Raw genomic sequence first — 18822 nt, forward strand, 5'->3', positions numbered from 1 at the left:
CCTAACAAATATAAATCTCAGTGAAAGCACAGCCCATAATTTGATAAAAATATTATGGGCTGTTTTCTTTCCACTCATGGATTAGAATTCTGATTTAAAGGTAAATCCAACCTTTTGTTTGACGCGTGCTGAAGGCTCAGAAATGACTTCAGAAAATAATATTTTGGCACCCTGTTGCTGTAAGTATCGAGCTAATACGCTAACGGCAGCTGTCCCTGCCCCTCTGACTGTGCCTTCAGCATAGGGGGATAATACATAATCGGGTTGTGTTGCGGAGGCCACCAGTTCAACTTGATCTCTATTATTAAAACTATCGGCCAAAACAATCGCAATAATTTCCCCGCGAAATTTAACAACTATATAAATTTCACCGGGGCGTTTAATGATCAATCTACGGTGTATTATACCGGTAACAATATTGCCAGCATGACGAGTTTTATTTAATGCGCTGGCTTCATCAGGATTGTCAAGTTGTTCAATGTGAGCACTTTGATATTGCTCCACCCATTGCACTATAGTTTCAATGAGCTGTTCTCGTGAGGCTTGATTCTTCTCAATTTCAGCAGCAGAAAGTTTTTCGACCTCCTCGGGAGGGGGCGTAACGATGATTTCAAATTCAAAATCTATTTCAGGATGTGCGACCAACTGACCGTGTTCCATCACTTGTGGCACTGTTGGTTTAAAGATAAATGATTCTAATAGTAACTCATAAATGCCTAATGGTAGCTGTTCTACCTTATCGGGCATATCATCAGATGCATAATAAAAACTATGGTTCAAATAACTCAGTTGAGCATAATCGAATGCAGTCTTAATTTGACTGAGGGCATTTTCGGAGGAGTGTGTGGTTACACTTTCTCTTACCGCCTGACTGAATCGTTGTTCTATTTCTGTATGCTCCATTGCTATGGTTGCCCCGGTACTTCCGGTTCTTATAATGGAATTTATGATTCGGCTAAAATAATCTGAATTCCAGGTTTGCAGACTAGCGCCAAATAACAGAGTGAAATCAGTCATAATATCTAGCGTCCAATCAATGCAATGGGGCCTTATCTGACGCGATTGCCGTGAGTGCAGCAACGAATAAATAGGAATCATACAGGTTTTTGCTACTGCAGGCAGGCTGAGTGATTGTTGGCTCTTTGTGCTGTCGATATAGGTCAATGTCATCTGGTTATCAAAGAACTCTTTTTGGTCTGGATCTGGATCTGTATTTATTGATGGTTGCTCTTTTAGTGGGCGACTCTCTCCTGCAATATGTAATGTTTTCCCTTTGGTATTACTTCTGAAATAGTTAGCTGCACTGTATACTATATTCGATAATTGCCGACATGACCCGTGAGTAATGTAATTGTAGATGTTTAGGAAGGGCACAAATGAACATATTATTTGACTTGTTTGGCTTAAATCCCTTTTCGCCCAATTGTGATCACCTGAATCAGCGGCAAGTATGGCTTTATTTAAAATTAATGGCCCAAGATCATTGTAATTTTTTATTATTATCTCTGGCTCTACATCAATATGGGATAACCACTGAAAAGAGATAATAGGTGATATGTCCACTAGTTCATCATCTAGGGTTTGAATGTATTGAATTTGTACGATGTCATCATTGACTTGTATAATAAATGAAAGTTCATCAGCATTATCTTTGTGTGCAAACATGAATTTATTAAGCATATTGTAATCAGAGAAGCTAATTCCCTTTTGTATCATGCTAATACTCGGACCGAGTGACAGACTGACACTATAACTGTCATCCTTCCCTTGGTTTGGGCTATTAAAAACCAAGAGTATTTGCTTGTTAGGCAAACGTTCATCATCCCAGTAGTCACCAAAAGATTCAGCGAGATTTATTTTGTATGTATCAAAAATAGTACATTTTTGATCACAATTGAGTTGCTTATTTTCTGATATCTTAATACCGGTTATTTCGTTGTACATCTCCAGACTACTCAATTTGTCAGCATTTACACTTTCTGTTAGCGAGTAGAAGGGGGGGTTGTAACTATCATTACTATAAATTTTTGTCATCATCCCTTGAGGGATTTTTATTGATCTTGTACTGTCATTGTCAATAATTGGCCAGTTGTCTTCTGCATATGATGATTCTCTATGTTTATTGTATAAATCAACTTGATCACCCGAAGAGAAGCACGAACTCTCACCTTGATAATTATCTTCGGTGTAAAAACAAACTTTGGTCTCATCGGAATAAGCGAATTTTGATATGGTTAATACAGAGATTGCTAATAGTTTTAGTGCTATTTGCATAGGCATCCCCTTGGTGTTATTAATTATAATCTATTTTGTCTTTATCGAAACTTTGCAATTATATGACATGCTAAAATTTTCGCTTTATCTATTTTTAACTATAATGTTTAATTGTCTTGTGATGTGTTTTTTATAGAGGGTTTTATTATTTGGATGAGTTGTTTTTTTATGACCAATTAAGATTGGGGTTTTATTTTTTTTGTTGCCATAAAAACAGATAAAAACGCTGAGTATTAGATTTCCTCTAACACTCAGTGTTTCGTTAATACAACGATTATGTTCGTGCTGCTATTAAATAGCAGGCTGGGCGTGTAATTTTTGGCCTGGTTCGCCAATTGGCAGTACGGTACGACCATATTGTTCGTTCAGCACTTCAGCCATTGCCAGATAAATGGCACTGGCACCACAAATAATGCCTTCGAAGCCAGCGAAGACCAGCAATGAATGGTTACCTGTGAAGTTACCCACTGCTAGCAGAGCAAATAGCACTGTCAGGCTGCCAAAAACAAACTGCAAGGCGCGGTTAGCCGGTAAGGTGCCAAAGAACATAAACAGCGTGAAGATGCCCCACAGACCTAAATAAACACCGAGGAATTGTGCGTCAGTGGCCTCTGCCAGACCCATTTTAGGCAACATCAGCAAGCCCACGAGGCTCAGCCAGAATGCGCCGTATGAGGTAAATGCCGTTGCCGCAAAGGTATTACCCTTTTTGTACTCTAATAAACCGGCCAAAATTTGTGCCAGGCCGCCGTAAAAAATCCCCATGCTCAAAATAACAGAGGTCAGGGGAAAGAAGCCTGCGTTGTGCAGGTTAAGCAAGACGGTAGTCATCCCAAAGCCCATCAGCCCTAATGGGCCAGGATTCGCCAACTTGGTGGTGTTCATAAGTCCTCTGTCACTAACAGAATGCTAAAAAATGGATAGACCCTTCTCCCTTGACGCCGCAGGGGTTGGCTGACGCCTCACCTGCAACATCAAACTCTTTGGGTATCATTATCCGAATAAGTATAAAGCGCCTGAATGACCAAAAAGTCGTCAATTCCCTCAGTGCGCGCGGCATCATAATGATCCCAGCGATTGGAAACAATGATCTTGAGGGTGATAAAAAGTATTTTTTTTTCACCTCCCCCCTTGATGATGAGTTTCGTGGCCCCATCTTATTCCCAACCGCAGGAGCTAATCGTGGATCAGCGGATACATGCACCAACACAATATTGGGCATGAAAACATTGATTAACAAAATACGGGCAGTTGAAAATAAGCAATCCGCCCACATATAGATTAGTAACTTGACCGAATATGACTTTTTAGTGGAGGCGTTTTAGATGGGTAAAATTATTGGTATCGACTTGGGTACTACCAACTCTTGTGTAGCTATTATGGATGGCGCAAAAGCGCGCGTGCTGGAGAACAGCGAAGGCGACCGCACCACGCCTTCTATCATCGCTTATACCCAAGATGGTGAAATTCTGGTTGGCCAACCGGCTAAACGTCAGGCTATCACTAACCCGCAAAATACATTGTTTGCTATCAAGCGTTTGATTGGCCGTCGTTTCCAGGATGAAGAAGCGCAGCGTGATAAAGATATCATGCCGTACAAAATCGTGGCAGCTGACAACGGCGATGCTTGGGTTGAAGTAAAAGGCCAGAAAGTTGCACCACCGCAGATCTCTGCTGAAGTGCTGAAGAAAATGAAGAAAACGGCTGAAGATTTCCTGGGTGAACCAGTGACTGAAGCGGTTATCACTGTACCTGCGTACTTCAACGATGCTCAGCGTCAGGCAACTAAAGATGCTGGCCGTATCGCAGGTTTGGAAGTAAAACGTATCATTAACGAACCAACCGCAGCGGCACTGGCCTACGGTCTGGACAAAGAAGTCGGTAACCGTACTATCGCGGTTTATGACCTCGGTGGTGGTACTTTCGATATCTCTATTATAGAGATCGATGAAGTTGATGGCGAAAAAACTTTCGAAGTTCTGGCAACCAACGGTGATACCCACTTGGGTGGTGAAGACTTCGATAGCCGCTTGATTAACTATCTGGTTGATGAATTCAAAAAAGACCAAGGTATGGATCTGCGTACTGATCCATTGGCAATGCAGCGCCTGAAAGAAGCCGCTGAAAAAGCAAAAATTGAGTTGTCTTCAGCTCAACAGACCGACGTTAACCTGCCGTACATCACGGCTGATGGCAGCGGTCCAAAACACATGAACATCAAAGTGACCCGCGCTAAATTGGAGTCACTGGTAGAAGATTTGGTCAACCGTTCTATTGAACCACTGAAAGTGGCGTTGCAAGATGCTGGCTTGTCTGTTTCCGACATTCAGGACGTTATCCTGGTGGGTGGTCAGACTCGTATGCCAATGGTTCAGAAGAAAGTGGCTGATTTCTTCGGCAAAGAACCACGTAAAGACGTTAACCCAGATGAAGCTGTAGCGATTGGTGCGGCAGTGCAGGGTGGTGTTCTGTCTGGTGAAGTGAAAGACGTCCTGTTGCTGGACGTGACTCCGCTGTCACTGGGTATTGAAACCATGGGTGGTGTGATGACTCCGCTTATCACCAAAAACACCACTATCCCAACTAAGCACAGTCAGGTGTTCTCTACTGCAGAAGACAACCAGTCTGCGGTAACCATCCATGTGCTTCAGGGTGAGCGTAAACGTGCTCAGGATAACAAGTCTCTGGGTCAGTTCAATCTGGACGGCATTCAGGCTGCACCGCGTGGTATGGCGCAAATCGAAGTGACCTTCGATATCGACGCCGACGGTATTTTGCATGTGTCTGCAAAAGACAAAAATACCGGTCGCGAGCAGAAGATCACCATCAAGGCATCTTCTGGTCTGAACGAGGAAGAGATCCAGAAAATGGTACGCGATGCTGAAGCTAACGCCGAAGCTGACCGTAAGTTTGAAGAGCTGGTACAGACCCGTAACCAAGCTGACCATCTGATTCACGGCACACGTAAACAGTTGGAAGAAGCCGGTGACAAACTGCCAGCAGAAGACAAAACTTCAATCGAAGAGGCTTTGAAAGCATTGGAAGCGGCGCTGAAAAGCGAAGATAAAGCTGAGATTGAAGCTAAAACTCAGGCTCTGGTGCAGGTCTCTGGCAAGTTGCTGGAAATGGCTCAGCAGCAGCAAGCTGCCGCAGGCGGTGATGCTGGCGATACCAGTGCCAAGAAAGAAGACGACGTTGTAGACGCCGAATTCGAAGAAGTGAAAGACAAAAAATAATCGCCCTTAAGCGGGCACAGCAGTGGTAGGCCTTACTGTTGCTGGAAACCAGCACGGGCGTCGAGGAAACTCTACGCCCGTGCACGCATGTTAAGGGTAGGAAAAAAAGAGAATGGCGAAGAGAGATTATTACGAGGTTCTGGGTGTTCAAAAGAACGCCGATGAACGTGAAATCAAAAAGGCCTATAAACGCCTGGCAGTAAAGTATCATCCGGACCGTAATCAGGACGAGAACGATACCGGCGAAAACTTTAAGGAAGTTAAAGAAGCCTACGAAATTCTGACCGACCCACAAAAGCGCGCAGCATATGACCAATATGGTCATGCCGCCTTCGAGCAAGGTGGTATGGGCGGCGGCGGTTTCGGTGGTGGTGGCGGTGCTGATTTTAGCGATATCTTTGGTGATGTTTTCGGCGATATCTTTGGTGGTGGACGCCGTCAGCGTGCCTCCCGTGGTTCGGATCTGCGCTACAACATGGATTTGACACTGGAAGAAGCGGTACGCGGTGTGACTAAAGAGATCCGCATCCCAACACTGAATGAGTGTGACGTTTGCCATGGTAGCGGTGCTAAGCCGGGAAGCTCTCCGGTCACCTGTTCGACTTGCCGTGGTGCGGGTCAGGTGCATATGCGCCAAGGGTTCTTTACCGTACAGCAGGCATGTCCGACTTGTCATGGCAACGGCCAAATCATTAAAGATCCGTGCAATAAGTGTCATGGGCATGGTCGCGTTGAGAAATCAAAAACACTGTCGGTTAAGATCCCGGCGGGTGTTGATACCGGTGATCGCATTCGCTTAACAGGCGAAGGTGAAGCGGGTGAGCACGGTGCACCAGCAGGTGATTTATATGTTCAGGTGCAAGTTAAAGCGCATCCAATCTTCGAACGCGAAGGCAATAATCTGTATTGCGAAGTGCCTATTAACTTTGCAATGGCAGCCTTGGGCGGCGAGATTGAAGTCCCAACACTGGATGGCCGCGTTAAGCTGAAAGTGCCTGCGGAAACCCAGACTGGCAAGCTGTTCCGTATGCGTGGCAAGGGTGTGAAATCTGTTCGTGGTGGGAGTCAAGGTGACTTGCTATGCCGCGTTGTGGTTGAGACACCTGTCCATCTGAGTGAAAAGCAAAAACAACTTCTGCGTGAACTCGAAGAGAGTTTTGTTGGTGCTGCGGGTGAGAAAAATAGCCCCCGCTCTAAAAGCTTTCTAGATGGCGTGAAGAAGTTCTTTGATGATTTGACTCGCTAATAAATGGCTTAACCTGTAAGCCATGCAGGTTAAGCCATTAGTCATGTTATGCCGCTCAATTAAGGGGTTAACGGTCCCTTCATTTAGCGGCATTATTCTCGCAACTGATTAATCTAATTTAACAGTATGTTAGGTTATAGCGAGTGGCAGACAACCTGCTTTTATTTTATTGACTCCCGCCGCGTATTAACTCATTACCCATCATATAATATGACTTTGAAATTAAATGTTGCTTATTTATATTTTATTTTGAATATAAAATAATGTCACATTTATATAATGCCATCTCAATTATCAATTAATAGACGATTTATAATAATCATTATCAGTTTCATGCACATAAATATAAAAATGGTGTTTGTTTCTATATTTAATAAAATCAACAAGATAAATAAAAGATAGCATGATTTTAATTGCGATATGAATACTAAAGCTCGAATGTAAATAAAAAACCACAACTGGGATATTAATAGATCCAATACTAATTGGATCTATTATTTATTTTGACAATAATTATGTGCCGAGCAAATTTTCTGCTGCATCTTGTCGTAAACAGGTAGGAGGTTCTGTCCGGTCACGTCGATTGTTACTCTTATTTAATATTCCAGTAGAGGTATTATTCACATGGTAACTAATAAGAAATTTACACATGAAAATGAAACAGCTGCTTTATATTTAATGGATCTAATTATGGGTTACAGCTATCAGGCATCACTTCGTGCCGTGGCTCTTTTAGGGGTGGCCGATCATCTTTTGGGTGGGCCAAAAACCGCGCAGGAATTGGCGCAGGAGTTGGACGTTGAAGCACTGCCCCTGCATCGGGTGATGCGATTATTGGCGACACGAGATATTTTTAAAGAAATTGACGGGCAGAAATTTATTCTTACTCCTGCGGCAGAGTGCCTATGTAAATCATCTCCTTATTCACTTCGTGGGGCGGCAATGATGCTGACGGATGAAACATTCTGGCGACCTGCGGGGATTATCGCTGAGAGTGTTCGTGGCCACTCCGCTTTTAAAAAGGTGTTCAACACCTCTTTCTTCGAGTATTGGTCACGCCCAGAAAATCATACTGAGGAGAATGATTTTCACGCCGGGATGTCTTCAATGTCAGAAGTGGAAAACCCTTGTTTGGTGCGCAGCTATGAATTCCCCAAAAATGCGACCGTGGTTGATGTCGCTGGGGGAATGGGCGGATTGCTGCTTAGGGTGTTGCAGGCCAATCCAACACTTCATGGCATTTTATTTGATAGGGAACCGGTTCTGGCAAGAACCCGTCTTGGCGAGTTAGGGGATGATTCACGTTGGAGACTCCAACCCGGTAGTTTCTTCGAGTCATGCCCACCGGCTGATATCTATTTACTGAAATATATCGTCCATGACTGGCCTGATGAAAAAGCGACAGAAATATTGCTAAATTGCCGTAAGGCAATGTTGCCAAATGGGAAAGTACTGATCATGGACACCCTTATTCAGGAAGACAACCAACCCCACTTCGGCAAAAGCATGGATATTCTTATGTTGGGCAGCTTTGACGGTGGGAGAGAGCGCACTGAAGTTGAGTTGAAAGGGATGCTGGCGAATGCTGACCTGAAAATAAATCGCATTATTGATACCGGCACTTATCTATCAATTGTCGAGGCTGTTGCTCGTTAATGATAGGGATATGAGCTACCCAAACTCCAGATACAATTTTCTATCGAGCCCACATTTCATTTTGTGGGCTTTTCTTTGTGACTGATTACCCGCATAAATCATCAGTCACTTGGTGCTTGAGTCGCGAATAAATGTGATTGACGTCGCCTATTGCTCGGTTATTTCGAGTATTAACTGCAATAAAAACGACTTTTTACGAGCTAATAATTAGCCTAGAATTTATAAATCAATTGCCAGTTACGCTAACTGGTTTCTCTGTCCGATGTAGGGAGTATTCATTGTGACAAACATGATTCGTCAATTTTTACGCCAAGAGGCGGCGGGGGGGATGATTCTCATCTTCGCCGCCATCGTGGCCCTATTTATGGCTAACACCTCGCTACAAGGGATTTATCACTCATTTCTTGATGTGCCGGTATCCGTAAAGATAGCGTCACTGGATATCAGCAAGCCACTATTACTGTGGATTAACGATGGTTTAATGGCGATATTCTTTCTCGTCGTTGGGCTAGAAGTTAAGCGCGAGCTGATGGAAGGTTCACTGGCAGGTCGTGATAAAGCAGTTTTCCCCGCAATTGCCGCATTGGGTGGTATGTTGGCCCCTGCTTTGATCTATTTGCTGTTTAATGGTGCGGATGAAGTGACCCGCCAAGGTTGGGCCATTCCGGCTGCAACGGATATCGCCTTCGCATTGGGTGTGATGGCGCTATTGGGTCCTCGGGTACCGACCAGCCTGAAAGTATTTTTACTGGCACTGGCGATTATCGATGATTTGGGTGTCATCATTATAATTGCGCTGTTTTATACCCATGAGGTATCAGTGCAAGCTTTGGCGATCGCCGCTGCGGCTATTGCGCTGCTGGGATACATGAACTGGCGTGGCGTCGGGAAAACCTCTGCTTATTTACTGGTGGGGTTAGTACTGTGGGTTTGCATTCTTAAGTCAGGTGTACATGCGACCTTAGCCGGCGTCATTGTTGGCTTTATGATTCCGCTGCATACCAAAAATAAACGCTCGCCTTCGGAATCGCTGGAACATGGTTTGCATCCGTGGGTTGCCTATTTGATTTTGCCATTATTTGCATTTGCCAATGCAGGCGTTTCATTACAGGGTGTCTCTCTCTCTGGGCTGACATCGTTACTACCTATGGGGATTGCGAGCGGCCTGTTTATTGGTAAACCTCTGGGAATTTTCATCTTTAGTTGGCTCGCGGTTAAGTTAGGGATTGCTAAACTGCCTGATACGATAAACTTTAAGCAGATTTTCGCTGTCTCAGTCCTTTGTGGTATTGGCTTTACAATGTCGATATTTATCGCTTCACTGGCATTTGAAGGCGCGGATCTTGCTCTGACGACCTATTCCAAACTGGGTATATTGCTAGGTTCGACCTCGGCAGCGATTGTGGGTTACAGCTTATTGCGCCTTGTGTTACCGGCGAATAAAACAGCAGCTAACTAGTCCAATGTATTGCTAACACAATTTATTGTTAACCCAACGTATGGGTATTGCCGGTGTCAAACAGAGGCATCGGCAGTTTTACTTGATGGAATTCCTGGCTCACAGTTCGTGTAGTCTAAAACAGGGAATGTTTTATCGTGTATGGGGCCATCTACCTTGGCTTCGCGATATGTTAAGGAGATAACGACATGCGAGTGTCACATATCAATTTCAATCATCTTTACTATTTTTGGCAGGTCTGCAAGGAAGGCTCCGTCGTGGGTGCTGCGGGAGCATTATTTCTGACGCCGCAAACTATTACCGGCCAAATTAAAGCCTTGGAAGAGCGACTGGGCGGTAAGTTGTTTAAACGCCAAGGGCGGGGCTTAGTGCCATCGGAACTGGGGCAGTTGGTCTTTCGCTATGCCGATAAAATGTTCATGCTCAGCCACGAAATGTTGGATATCGTTAACTATCGCAAAGAGTCCAATCTGCTCTTTGATGTGGGCGTTGCCGATGCTTTATCCAAGCGCTTGGTGAGTCAGGTGCTGGAAACGGCGGTCGTTGATAATGAAAAAATTCATCTGCGCTGCTTCGAATCGACCCATGAGATGCTGCTCGAGCAGTTAAGTCAGCATAAGCTGGATATGATTCTTTCCGATTGCCCAGTTGATTCCAGCCAGCAAGAGGGGCTGTTCTCGGTCAAACTGGGCGAATGCAGTGTGAGTTTCTATTGCCGTCAACCCATTCCGGATTTACCTTTCCCCGCTTGTTTACAGCAAAAACCTTTGCTGATCCCCGGCCGCCGTTCAATGCTCGGGCGCAAATTACTAAACTGGATTAACAGCAAAGGGCTACAGGTGGAAATTTTAGGGGAGTTTGATGATGCGGCGCTGATGAATGCTTTCGCTATCTACAACAATGCCATTTTTGTCGCCCCAACAATTTACGCTGCTGATACCTATGCCAAAGATGATCAAATTGTTGAAATTGGCCGATTGGATAATGTGCAAGAGGAGTATTACGTCATTTTTGCCGAGAGAATGATCCAGCATCCGGCAGTACAGCGGGTATGCAACAAAGATTTTTCAGCACTTTTTAGCGGCTAATATTTTTTGCAGCTAATAAAGTGCTTCGGTGATTGAGTGGCTAATATGTGAGCGGTTGGCGATCAACCTTATCGCTCTAGGGGCAGGGATGCAGTGAAAGAGATGAATGATTAGCCAAACGATGGACATAAAAAAACCGGCCTAGGCCGGTCTTTTTACTAAGCAACCAACATAATGCAATTACTGCATTGCGTTGATTTGCGCTACTAAGTTTGACTTATGACGCGCTGCTTTGTTTTTGTGGATCAGACCTTTACAGGACTGACGGTCCACAATTGGTTGCATTTCATTAAATGCTTTTTGCGCTGCGTCTTTATCGCCAGCTGCAATTGCCGCATACACCTTCTTAATGAAGGTACGCACCATTGAGCGACGGCTAGCATTATGCTTGCGGCGTTTCTCAGACTGTACGGCGCGTTTCTTAGCTGATTTGATATTAGCCAAGGTCCAACTCCCAAATATATTCTATTGAGGACAATTCAAAGGCCGAGGAATATGCCCTTTTAGCCTTCGTTTGTCAATGGATTTGTGCAAATAAGCGCCGTTTGTACGGGCGGCACTTGCTACGTTGTGATGGAGCGGGATTTTACCAGCTTCGCGCTGTGGAATACAGTCTTTCGAAAGAAAATTCCACAGTTCACTGCCTCGAAGGGATTCGACGGTGGTTCTTGTAAAAATCTCAGCCTGCTTCTGTATTCAACGGCGAGCGTATTCTACAGGATAAAGTCAGTAAAAGGGATTTTACCTGCATATTATTGGCAAAATGGTATGACTTTCGATTAAAGGTGCCAATCGCGGGTTAACCTTAACCGCTGTACAAGGTATAATCCGGCGATTCCCACTGTTTTTGAGCCAGCTATGGAGCTTATTCGCGGTATACATAATATCCGGGCACGCCACCATGGTTGCGTGCTAACTATCGGTAACTTTGATGGTGTCCATCGCGGACATCAAGCCTTATTGGAGCAGCTAAAGCGCGAAGGTCAGCGTTTGGGGCTGCCCGTTATGGTCATGATATTTGAACCGCAACCACTGGAATTGTTTGCAGCGGACAAAGCACCAGCACGGTTGACGCGCTTGCGTGATAAAGCGCGATATCTGGCTGATGCGGGTGTTGACTATTTATTGTGCGTTAAATTTGATCCGCGTTTTGCAGCGAATACGGCGCAAGCTTTTGTTGCTCAGTTGCTGGTAGAGAAGTTGGGTGTTAAGTTTTTAACGGTCGGTGATGATTTCCGCTTTGGCGCAGGGCGTCAGGGGGATTTTCAGCTGTTACAACAGGCGGGTGCTGAATTTGGCTTTGATGTCATTAGCACTGACAGCTTCTGTGACGGTGGGTTGCGCATTAGCAGCACAGCGATTCGTCAGGCGCTTCACGACGATAATCTCGTGTTGGCCGAAGCACTACTTGGCCACCCGTACAGTATTTCCGGCCGTGTAGTTCACGGCGATGAACTGGGGCGGACGATTGGCTTCCCCACGGCGAACTTGCCGTTAAAACGTTTAGTCGCTCCGGTAAAAGGAGTGTATGCGGTTGATGTTTATGGCTTGGATCCAGAGCCATTGCCCGGTGTTGCCAATATTGGCACCCGGCCTACTGTTGCGGGTGTTCGCCAGCAACTAGAGGTTCATCTGCTTGATGTAACAATGGATCTTTATGGGCGTCATATAGATGTGGTGCTCCGCGCGAAACTGCGCAATGAACAGCGTTTTGCTTCGCTCGATGCCCTGAAGCAGCAAATCGCCAATGATGTGGTGACGGCCCGAACATTTTTTGGGCTAAAGACACCGGTTTAATATTTCTAGCCGAAACGGAACCGAGAATCTAATGAGTGACTACAAGAATACCCTGAATTTACCTGAAACAGGGTTCCCGATGCGCGGCGATCTGGCTAAGCGTGAACCTGACATGCTGAAACGTTGGTATGAGCAGGATCTGTACGGGATTGTTCGTGCGGCCAAGAAAGGTAAAAAGACCTTTATTTTGCACGACGGCCCTCCTTATGCGAACGGCAACATTCACATTGGTCACTCTGTTAACAAAATTCTCAAAGATATTATTGTTAAATCGAAAGGAATGGCTGGCTACGACTCACCTTACATTCCAGGTTGGGACTGCCACGGTCTGCCGATCGAGTTAAAAGTTGAGCAGCTAATTGGTAAGCCGGGCGAAAAAGTCAGTGCCGCAGAGTTCCGTGCTGCCTGTCGTAAATACGCGGCTGAACAGGTTGAAGGCCAGAAAGCGGACTTTATCCGTCTGGGTGTACTAGGTGATTGGGACCATCCTTATCTGACGATGGATTTCAAAACCGAAGCCAATATCATTCGCGCATTAAGCAAAATTATTGATAACGGCCACCTGCACAAAGGCGCGAAGCCAGTGCATTGGTGTACTGATTGCGGTTCGTCATTGGCTGAAGCTGAAGTTGAATATTACGACAAAACCTCACCTTCTATTGATGTGCGCTTTAACGCCGTCGATGCCGCCGCAGTGAGCGCAAAATTTAGTGCAGTGAGTGCCAATGGCCCGGTTTCACTGGTTATCTGGACCACCACCCCGTGGACCTTGCCAGCCAACCGCGCAATTTCATTAAATGCTGAGTACATCTATCAGCTGGTGCAGGTTGACGGCGAGTGCCTGATTCTGGCGGAAGATCTGGTTGAGAGCGTCATGAAGCGCGCTGGTATCGCGGAATGGACCGTGTTGGGAAGCTGCAAAGGTGCTGATCTCGAGCTATTGCGCTTTAACCATCCGTTTATGGGCTTTGATGTTCCGGCGATTTTAGGCGACCACGTGACACTGGATGCCGGTACTGGCGCGGTTCACACGGCACCCGGTCATGGTCCAGATGACTTTGTTATTGGTCAAAAATATGGTTTGGAAGTAGCGAATCCGGTTGGCCCGAACGGCTGCTATTTGGCGGGGACTTACCCAACGCTGGATGGGCTGTTTGTGTTTAAAGCCAACGATGTGATTGTTGAGCTGCTGCGCGAGAAGGGCGCACTGCTGAAAGTGGAAAAACTGGTCCACAGCTATCCATGCTGCTGGCGTCACAAAACGCCCATTATCTTCCGCGCTACGCCGCAATGGTTCATCAGCATGGATCAGAAAGGTTTGCGTAAACAGTCACTGGAAGAGATCAAAGGCGTGCAGTGGATTCCAGATTGGGGGCAGGCGCGTATCGAAACCATGGTGGCCAATCGCCCAGACTGGTGCATTTCTCGCCAGCGCACTTGGGGCGTGCCGATGTCTCTATTTGTGCACAAAGAGACCGAAGCGCTTCACCCGCGTAGTATTGAGCTGATGGAAGAAGTGGCAAAACGTGTTGAGCAAGACGGCATTCAGGCGTGGTGGGATCTGGACCCGGCTGAGATTTTAGGTGCCGATGCCGCGGATTACGTCAAAGTGCCAGACACGTTAGACGTCTGGTTCGACTCTGGCTCAACCCACTCTTCCGTGGTTGATGTGCGCCCTGAGTTTGGTGGTCATAGCCCAGACATGTATCTGGAAGGTTCTGACCAACATCGTGGCTGGTTTATGTCGTCACTGATGATTGCGACCGCGATGAAAGGCAAAGCGCCTTATCGTCAGGTGCTGACCCACGGTTTCACCGTGGATGGTCAGGGGCGTAAAATGTCCAAATCCATCGGTAATACCATCAGCCCGCAAGAGGTGATGAACAAACTGGGTGGCGACATCCTACGTCTATGGGTGGCATCGACCGATTACACCGGTGAAATCGCCGTTTCTGACGAAATTCTGAAACGTTCTGCTGACTCCTATCGCCGCATCCGTAACACCGCGCGCTTCTTGCTGGCTAACCTGAATGGGTTTGATCCGGCGCAGCATCAGGTGAAGCCTGAAGAGATGGTAGTGGTTGATCGCTGGGCCGTGGGCCGTGCTCAAGCAGCCCAAGCCGAGATTATGGCAGCGTATGAAAATTACGATTTCCACTTAGTGGTGCAGCGCCTGATGCAGTTCTGCTCGGTTGAGATGGGTTCCTTCTATCTGGATATCATCAAAGACCGTCAGTACACCGCGAAAGGCGACAGCGTTGCTCGCCGTAGCTGCCAAACTGCGCTATTCCATATCGCCGAAGCATTGGTTCGCTGGATGGCTCCAATTATGTCATTCACCGCAGATGAGATCTGGAATCAATTGCCGGGTGAACGTCCGCAATACGTCTTCACTGAAGAGTGGTATGACGGCCTGTTCGGGTTGGCAGGCGATGAAGGCATGAACGATACTTTCTGGGCCGAGCTGCTGAAAGTCCGTGGCGAAGTGAACAAAGTCTTAGAGCAAGCCCGTAGCGACAAACGTATCGGTGGTTCGCTGGAAGCCGCAGTCACCTTGTACGCAGAGCCGGAATTGGCCGCACGTTTGAACAGCTTGCAAGATGAGTTGCGCTTTGTGCTGCTGACCTCTGCCGCGAAAGTCGCAGATTATGCCCAAGCAGGGGATGATGCGCTGCAAAGTGAGTTGATTGCAGGGCTGAAAATTACCTTTAACAAGGCTGACGGTGAGAAGTGCCCGCGTTGCTGGCATTACACTCAAGACGTCGGTTTGGTAGCGGAACATGCTGAGCTGTGCGGCCGCTGTGTCACTAACGTTGCCGGCGACGGTGAAGAGCGTAAGTTTGCCTAATGAGTAAGCCAATTTGTTCGACCGGATTGCGCTGGCTGTGGCTGGCGGTACTGGTGGTGATTTTGGATCTTGGCAGCAAGCAGTGGGTCATGACCCACTTTGCGCTGTATGAGTCCATATCACTGATTCCTTTTTTCAATATGACTTACGCACAGAATTATGGCGCGGCATTTAGTTTTCTCGCGGATAAAAGTGGCTGGCAGCGCTGGTTCTTTGCTGGGATAGCCATCGGCATCTCAGTCATATTGATGGTTATGATGTATCGCTCAACGGCAAAACAGCGCCTGATAAACTGTGCTTATGCATTAATTATCGGTGGTGCACTCGGGAATTTATTTGACCGTTTAGTACATGGCGCAGTGAACGATTTCATCGATTTTTACGTCAATAACTGGCACTTCCCGACATTCAATCTGGCTGATGTTGCGATCTGTATCGGTGCTGCGTTGGTCATATTTGAAGGCTTCTTGAGTCCGGCTGATAAAACGGCGATTGATAAAGGTGAGTGATATGTCCGAGGGTGGTTATCAAGTGCAAGAGCCTCTTGTGCAAGAGAATAGCGCGGTACTGGTGCACTTCACTCTGAAGCTGGAAGATGGCTCAACGGCTGAATCAACCCATATTCAGGGGAAGCCCGCGCTGTTTCGTTTAGGTGATGATAGTCTTTCAGATGCCTTGGAACAGCAGTTGATTGGCTTGAAAGTGGGTGATAAGCACACTTTCACCTTACAACCTGAAGATGCATTTGGCTTGGAAAGTCCTGATCTGATTCAGTATTTCACGCAGCGTGACTTTGCGCTAACAGGGGTGCCAGATGCTGGCACCATCATGCTGTTTACCGCTCGTGATGGCAGTGAAATGCCGGGCGTGGTGCGAGAGGTTGCTGAAGAGTCCATTACTGTTGATTTTAATCACCCGTTGGCAGGGCATGTCGTCAGCTTTGAAATTGAAGTGCTGGAGCTTGACCCCCAACAGGAGGCTGTCCATGCAGATATTGCTGGCTAATCCACGTGGCTTTTGCGCTGGCGTTGATCGGGCTATCAGTATTGTTGAGCGCGCGATCGAGATGTATGGCGCGCCAATTTATGTGCGGCATGAGGTCGTCCATAACCGCTATGTGGTTGATAGCCTTCGCGAACGCGGGGCTATCTTTATCGAAGAAATTTCGGAGGTGCCTGATGGCTCCATTCTGATTTTCTCGGCCCACGGTGTCTCGCAGGCCGTTCGCGCAGAAGCGCGTGAGCGTAAGCTGACGATGCTGTTTGATGCGACCTGTCCGTTGGTGACTAAGGTGCACATGGAAGTTGCGCGCGCCAGCCGCAAAGGTAAAGAAGCTATCCTGATAGGCCATGCGGGTCATCCGGAAGTGGAAGGGACGATGGGGCAGTACAGCAACCCGAAAGGGGGGATGTATCTGGTTGAGTCACCCGACGATGTCTGGGCGCTGAAGGTAAAAGACGAGAATAATCTATGCTTTATGACGCAGACAACCTTGTCCGTTGATGATACCTCTGCGGTTATTGATGCTTTAAATAAACGTTTTCCGAAGATTGTCGGCCCGCGTAAAGATGATATTTGCTACGCCACCACCAACCGACAAGAAGCGGTGCGCAATTTGGCGAATGATGCTGATGTGGTGTTGGTGGTCGGTTCGAAAAACTCATCTAACTCCAACCGTTTAGCCGAGTTGGCACAGCGGATGGGCAAACCGGCCTACCTGATTGACTCTGCGGCTGATATCCAAGAGTCGTGGTTGCAGGGGGCGGCGCAGATTGGTGTCACTGCTGGCGCATCTGCACCGGATGTACTGGTGCAGCAAGTGATTACACGTTTGCAGGCACTCGGCGCGGGTGGGTCCGTTGAACTCAGTGGCCGTGAAGAGAGCATTGTCTTCGAAGTCCCCAAAGAATTACGTGTTGATATCAAGCAGATCGATTGATTCCGCTTTTACTCTTTTTTGGCACGTATTCGTTAATTGATATCAAGCAGCCCTGAGTGGCTGCTTTTTTTATCGGTAAAACGGTGCTTTTTATCATGGCTGCAACAATATCCGGTTGAACTCATACATGGGAATGATGAAATATATTGCACCATAACTGAATGAATATGCGGAATAACGGCAAAATAGCAGATTAAGCGCGAAGGCATCTGAGCCGAATGAGTTGGGCGAGACTGGACTAAGGTTAATTAACGCTATTTCAGCCGTTAAGTGGTATCGCTGATAAAAACGGGCGTATATCATTTTTTTCTAATACAGATTAAATAGAGTGGCAGAGTCCAAAGCGGGCGGCTAATCTGAACCCTTGTCAGGGCAGATGACACAACATTAGGAGGAATCATGAATAATTCAACTATTCGTATCGCTGTTGTCGGCGCGGGTGGCCGTATGGGCCGACAATTAATTCAGGCCATTACCCAGACAGAGAGCGTTGTGTTGGGGGCGGCAGTTGAGCGCGTAGGCTCCACCTTGGTGGGAAGTGATGCTGGCGAGCTGGCCGGAACGGGTCTGTTGGGTATTACTGTAAGTGATGATTTATCCAAGGTAATTGATCATTTTGATGTGTTGATCGATTTTACTCGGCCAGAGGGTACGCTGGAACATTTAGCCATTTGCCGTCAGCACCGTAAAGCGATGGTTATTGGCACAACTGGCTTTGATGATGCAGGCAAAGCGGCCATTAGTGCAGCCGCCGCTGATATTGGTATTGTATTCGCAGCCAACTTCAGTGTTGGGGTGAATGTTGTGCTCAAACTGCTCGAAAAAGCAGCCAAAGTGATGGGCGACTACACCGATATCGAAATTATTGAAGCGCACCACCGACATAAAGTTGATGCGCCTTCAGGTACGGCTCTCGCCATGGGCGAAGCCATCGCTGATTCATTGGGCTGGTCACTGAACGAGTGTGCAGTCTACAGCCGTGAAGGCCACACTGGCGAGCGTAAGCCCGGCACGATAGGCTTTGCGACCGTGCGAGCCGGAGATATCGTCGGCGAACATACCGCGATGTTTGCTGATATTGGTGAACGAGTTGAAATCACGCACAAAGCGACCAGTCGTATGACATTTGCCAATGGTGCAGTTAAATCTGCTATTTGGGTGTCTGAGTATGATAATGGTCAGTTTGATATGCGAGATGTGCTGAATTTGAACCAACTTTAAAGGTGTAAAGCACAACCCGTGATGTGGTTGTTTTTATCATAATTATTTGATAATAGGG

The 18822-nt window shown here is 46.8% G+C and carries 14 protein-coding genes; 11 read left to right on the plus strand and 3 right to left on the minus strand.

Annotation, left to right across the window (positions count from 1 at the left end):
- Nucleotides 1-81 precede the first annotated feature (81 nt).
- Together HRD69_RS08780 and satP are read right to left on the minus strand one after the other, a co-directional pair.
- Nucleotides 82-2274, minus strand: a complete 2193-nt coding sequence (locus HRD69_RS08780) for a GNAT family N-acetyltransferase (RefSeq protein ID WP_244953508.1) — start codon at nucleotides 2272-2274, stop codon at nucleotides 82-84.
- A 291-nt stretch (nucleotides 2275-2565) separates the two neighbouring features.
- A complete protein-coding gene (gene satP / locus HRD69_RS08785; protein ID WP_004875374.1) occupies nucleotides 2566-3159 on the minus strand; it encodes an acetate uptake transporter in 594 nt (197 codons plus the stop codon).
- Between the two features lie 440 nt (nucleotides 3160-3599).
- On the opposite strand from satP, the gene dnaK reads away from it, so the two are divergent.
- The 5 genes from dnaK to nhaR all read left to right on the plus strand — a co-directional run bounded on the left by dnaK (nucleotide 3600) and on the right by nhaR (nucleotide 10959).
- Nucleotides 3600-5510 (plus strand): molecular chaperone DnaK, encoded by a 1911-nt coding sequence (dnaK, locus tag HRD69_RS08790; protein ID WP_004875372.1) that lies wholly within the window; start codon nucleotides 3600-3602, stop codon nucleotides 5508-5510.
- Nucleotides 5511-5622: 112 nt separating this feature from the next.
- The gene (dnaJ, locus tag HRD69_RS08795; protein ID WP_004875371.1) at nucleotides 5623-6756 is read left to right on the plus strand and encodes a molecular chaperone DnaJ; all 1134 of its coding nucleotides are present in this window, start codon (nucleotides 5623-5625) and stop codon (nucleotides 6754-6756) included.
- Between the two features lie 624 nt (nucleotides 6757-7380).
- Nucleotides 7381-8412: a methyltransferase gene (locus HRD69_RS08800; RefSeq protein WP_032814569.1), complete on the plus strand. Its 1032-nt coding sequence runs from the start codon at nucleotides 7381-7383 to the stop codon at nucleotides 8410-8412.
- A gap of 280 nt (nucleotides 8413-8692) precedes the next feature.
- A complete protein-coding gene (nhaA, locus tag HRD69_RS08805) occupies nucleotides 8693-9871 on the plus strand; it encodes a Na+/H+ antiporter NhaA (RefSeq protein ID WP_032814567.1) in 1179 nt (392 codons plus the stop codon).
- 188 nt (nucleotides 9872-10059) lie between these two features.
- On the plus strand, nucleotides 10060-10959 hold the full coding sequence (gene nhaR / locus HRD69_RS08810; RefSeq protein ID WP_004875365.1) for a transcriptional activator NhaR: 900 nt from the start codon (nucleotides 10060-10062) through the stop codon (nucleotides 10957-10959).
- 180 nt (nucleotides 10960-11139) lie between these two features.
- On the opposite strand, the gene rpsT is transcribed toward nhaR, so the two are convergent.
- The gene (gene rpsT / locus HRD69_RS08815) at nucleotides 11140-11403 is read right to left on the minus strand and encodes a 30S ribosomal protein S20 (RefSeq protein ID WP_002220715.1); all 264 of its coding nucleotides are present in this window, start codon (nucleotides 11401-11403) and stop codon (nucleotides 11140-11142) included.
- Nucleotides 11404-11817: 414 nt separating this feature from the next.
- On the opposite strand from rpsT, the gene ribF reads away from it, so the two are divergent.
- From ribF to dapB, 6 genes are all read left to right on the plus strand, one after another.
- Nucleotides 11818-12756, plus strand: a complete 939-nt coding sequence (gene ribF, locus HRD69_RS08830; RefSeq protein WP_032814560.1) for a bifunctional riboflavin kinase/FAD synthetase — start codon at nucleotides 11818-11820, stop codon at nucleotides 12754-12756.
- 31 nt (nucleotides 12757-12787) lie between these two features.
- The gene (gene ileS, locus HRD69_RS08835) at nucleotides 12788-15604 is read left to right on the plus strand and encodes an isoleucine--tRNA ligase (RefSeq protein WP_004875363.1); all 2817 of its coding nucleotides are present in this window, start codon (nucleotides 12788-12790) and stop codon (nucleotides 15602-15604) included.
- The gene (gene lspA, locus HRD69_RS08840) at nucleotides 15604-16113 is read left to right on the plus strand and encodes a signal peptidase II (RefSeq protein ID WP_032814558.1); all 510 of its coding nucleotides are present in this window, start codon (nucleotides 15604-15606) and stop codon (nucleotides 16111-16113) included. The genes ileS and lspA overlap by 1 nt, the downstream gene beginning before the upstream one ends.
- Nucleotide 16114: 1 nt before the next feature.
- Complete coding sequence (gene fkpB / locus HRD69_RS08845) at nucleotides 16115-16609, plus strand: FKBP-type peptidyl-prolyl cis-trans isomerase (protein WP_032814557.1); 495 nt, start codon at nucleotides 16115-16117, stop codon at nucleotides 16607-16609.
- Nucleotides 16590-17543, plus strand: coding sequence for a 4-hydroxy-3-methylbut-2-enyl diphosphate reductase (gene ispH / locus HRD69_RS08850; protein WP_032814555.1), 954 nt, complete (start codon nucleotides 16590-16592; stop codon nucleotides 17541-17543). Before fkpB ends, ispH begins: the two co-directional genes overlap by 20 nt.
- 399 nt (nucleotides 17544-17942) lie before the next feature.
- Nucleotides 17943-18764, plus strand: a complete 822-nt coding sequence (dapB, locus tag HRD69_RS08855) for a 4-hydroxy-tetrahydrodipicolinate reductase (protein ID WP_004875358.1) — start codon at nucleotides 17943-17945, stop codon at nucleotides 18762-18764.
- The last annotated feature ends 58 nt before the right edge of the window (nucleotides 18765-18822 follow it).

Origin of the sequence: Yersinia mollaretii ATCC 43969 (assembly GCF_013282725.1) — a bacterium.
Taxonomy (GTDB): Bacteria; Pseudomonadota; Gammaproteobacteria; order Enterobacterales; family Enterobacteriaceae; genus Yersinia; species Yersinia mollaretii.

What these genes read in the sequence shown, in the direction of transcription:
- HRD69_RS08780 (WP_244953508.1), bottom strand. Translation starts at nt 2,274, where the DNA reads ATGCAAATAGCACTAAAACTATTAGCAATCTCTGTATTAACCATATCA.
- satP (WP_004875374.1), bottom strand. Translation starts at nt 3,159, where the DNA reads ATGAACACCACCAAGTTGGCGAATCCTGGCCCATTAGGGCTGATGGGC.
- dnaK (WP_004875372.1), top strand. Translation starts at nt 3,600, where the DNA reads ATGGGTAAAATTATTGGTATCGACTTGGGTACTACCAACTCTTGTGTA.
- dnaJ (WP_004875371.1), top strand. Translation starts at nt 5,623, where the DNA reads ATGGCGAAGAGAGATTATTACGAGGTTCTGGGTGTTCAAAAGAACGCC.
- HRD69_RS08800 (WP_032814569.1), top strand. Translation starts at nt 7,381, where the DNA reads ATGGTAACTAATAAGAAATTTACACATGAAAATGAAACAGCTGCTTTA.
- nhaR (WP_004875365.1), top strand. Translation starts at nt 10,060, where the DNA reads ATGCGAGTGTCACATATCAATTTCAATCATCTTTACTATTTTTGGCAG.
- ribF (WP_032814560.1), top strand. Translation starts at nt 11,818, where the DNA reads ATGGAGCTTATTCGCGGTATACATAATATCCGGGCACGCCACCATGGT.
- ileS (WP_004875363.1), top strand. Translation starts at nt 12,788, where the DNA reads ATGAGTGACTACAAGAATACCCTGAATTTACCTGAAACAGGGTTCCCG.
- lspA (WP_032814558.1), top strand. Translation starts at nt 15,604, where the DNA reads ATGAGTAAGCCAATTTGTTCGACCGGATTGCGCTGGCTGTGGCTGGCG.
- fkpB (WP_032814557.1), top strand. Translation starts at nt 16,115, where the DNA reads ATGTCCGAGGGTGGTTATCAAGTGCAAGAGCCTCTTGTGCAAGAGAAT.
- ispH (WP_032814555.1), top strand. Translation starts at nt 16,590, where the DNA reads ATGCAGATATTGCTGGCTAATCCACGTGGCTTTTGCGCTGGCGTTGAT.
- dapB (WP_004875358.1), top strand. Translation starts at nt 17,943, where the DNA reads ATGAATAATTCAACTATTCGTATCGCTGTTGTCGGCGCGGGTGGCCGT.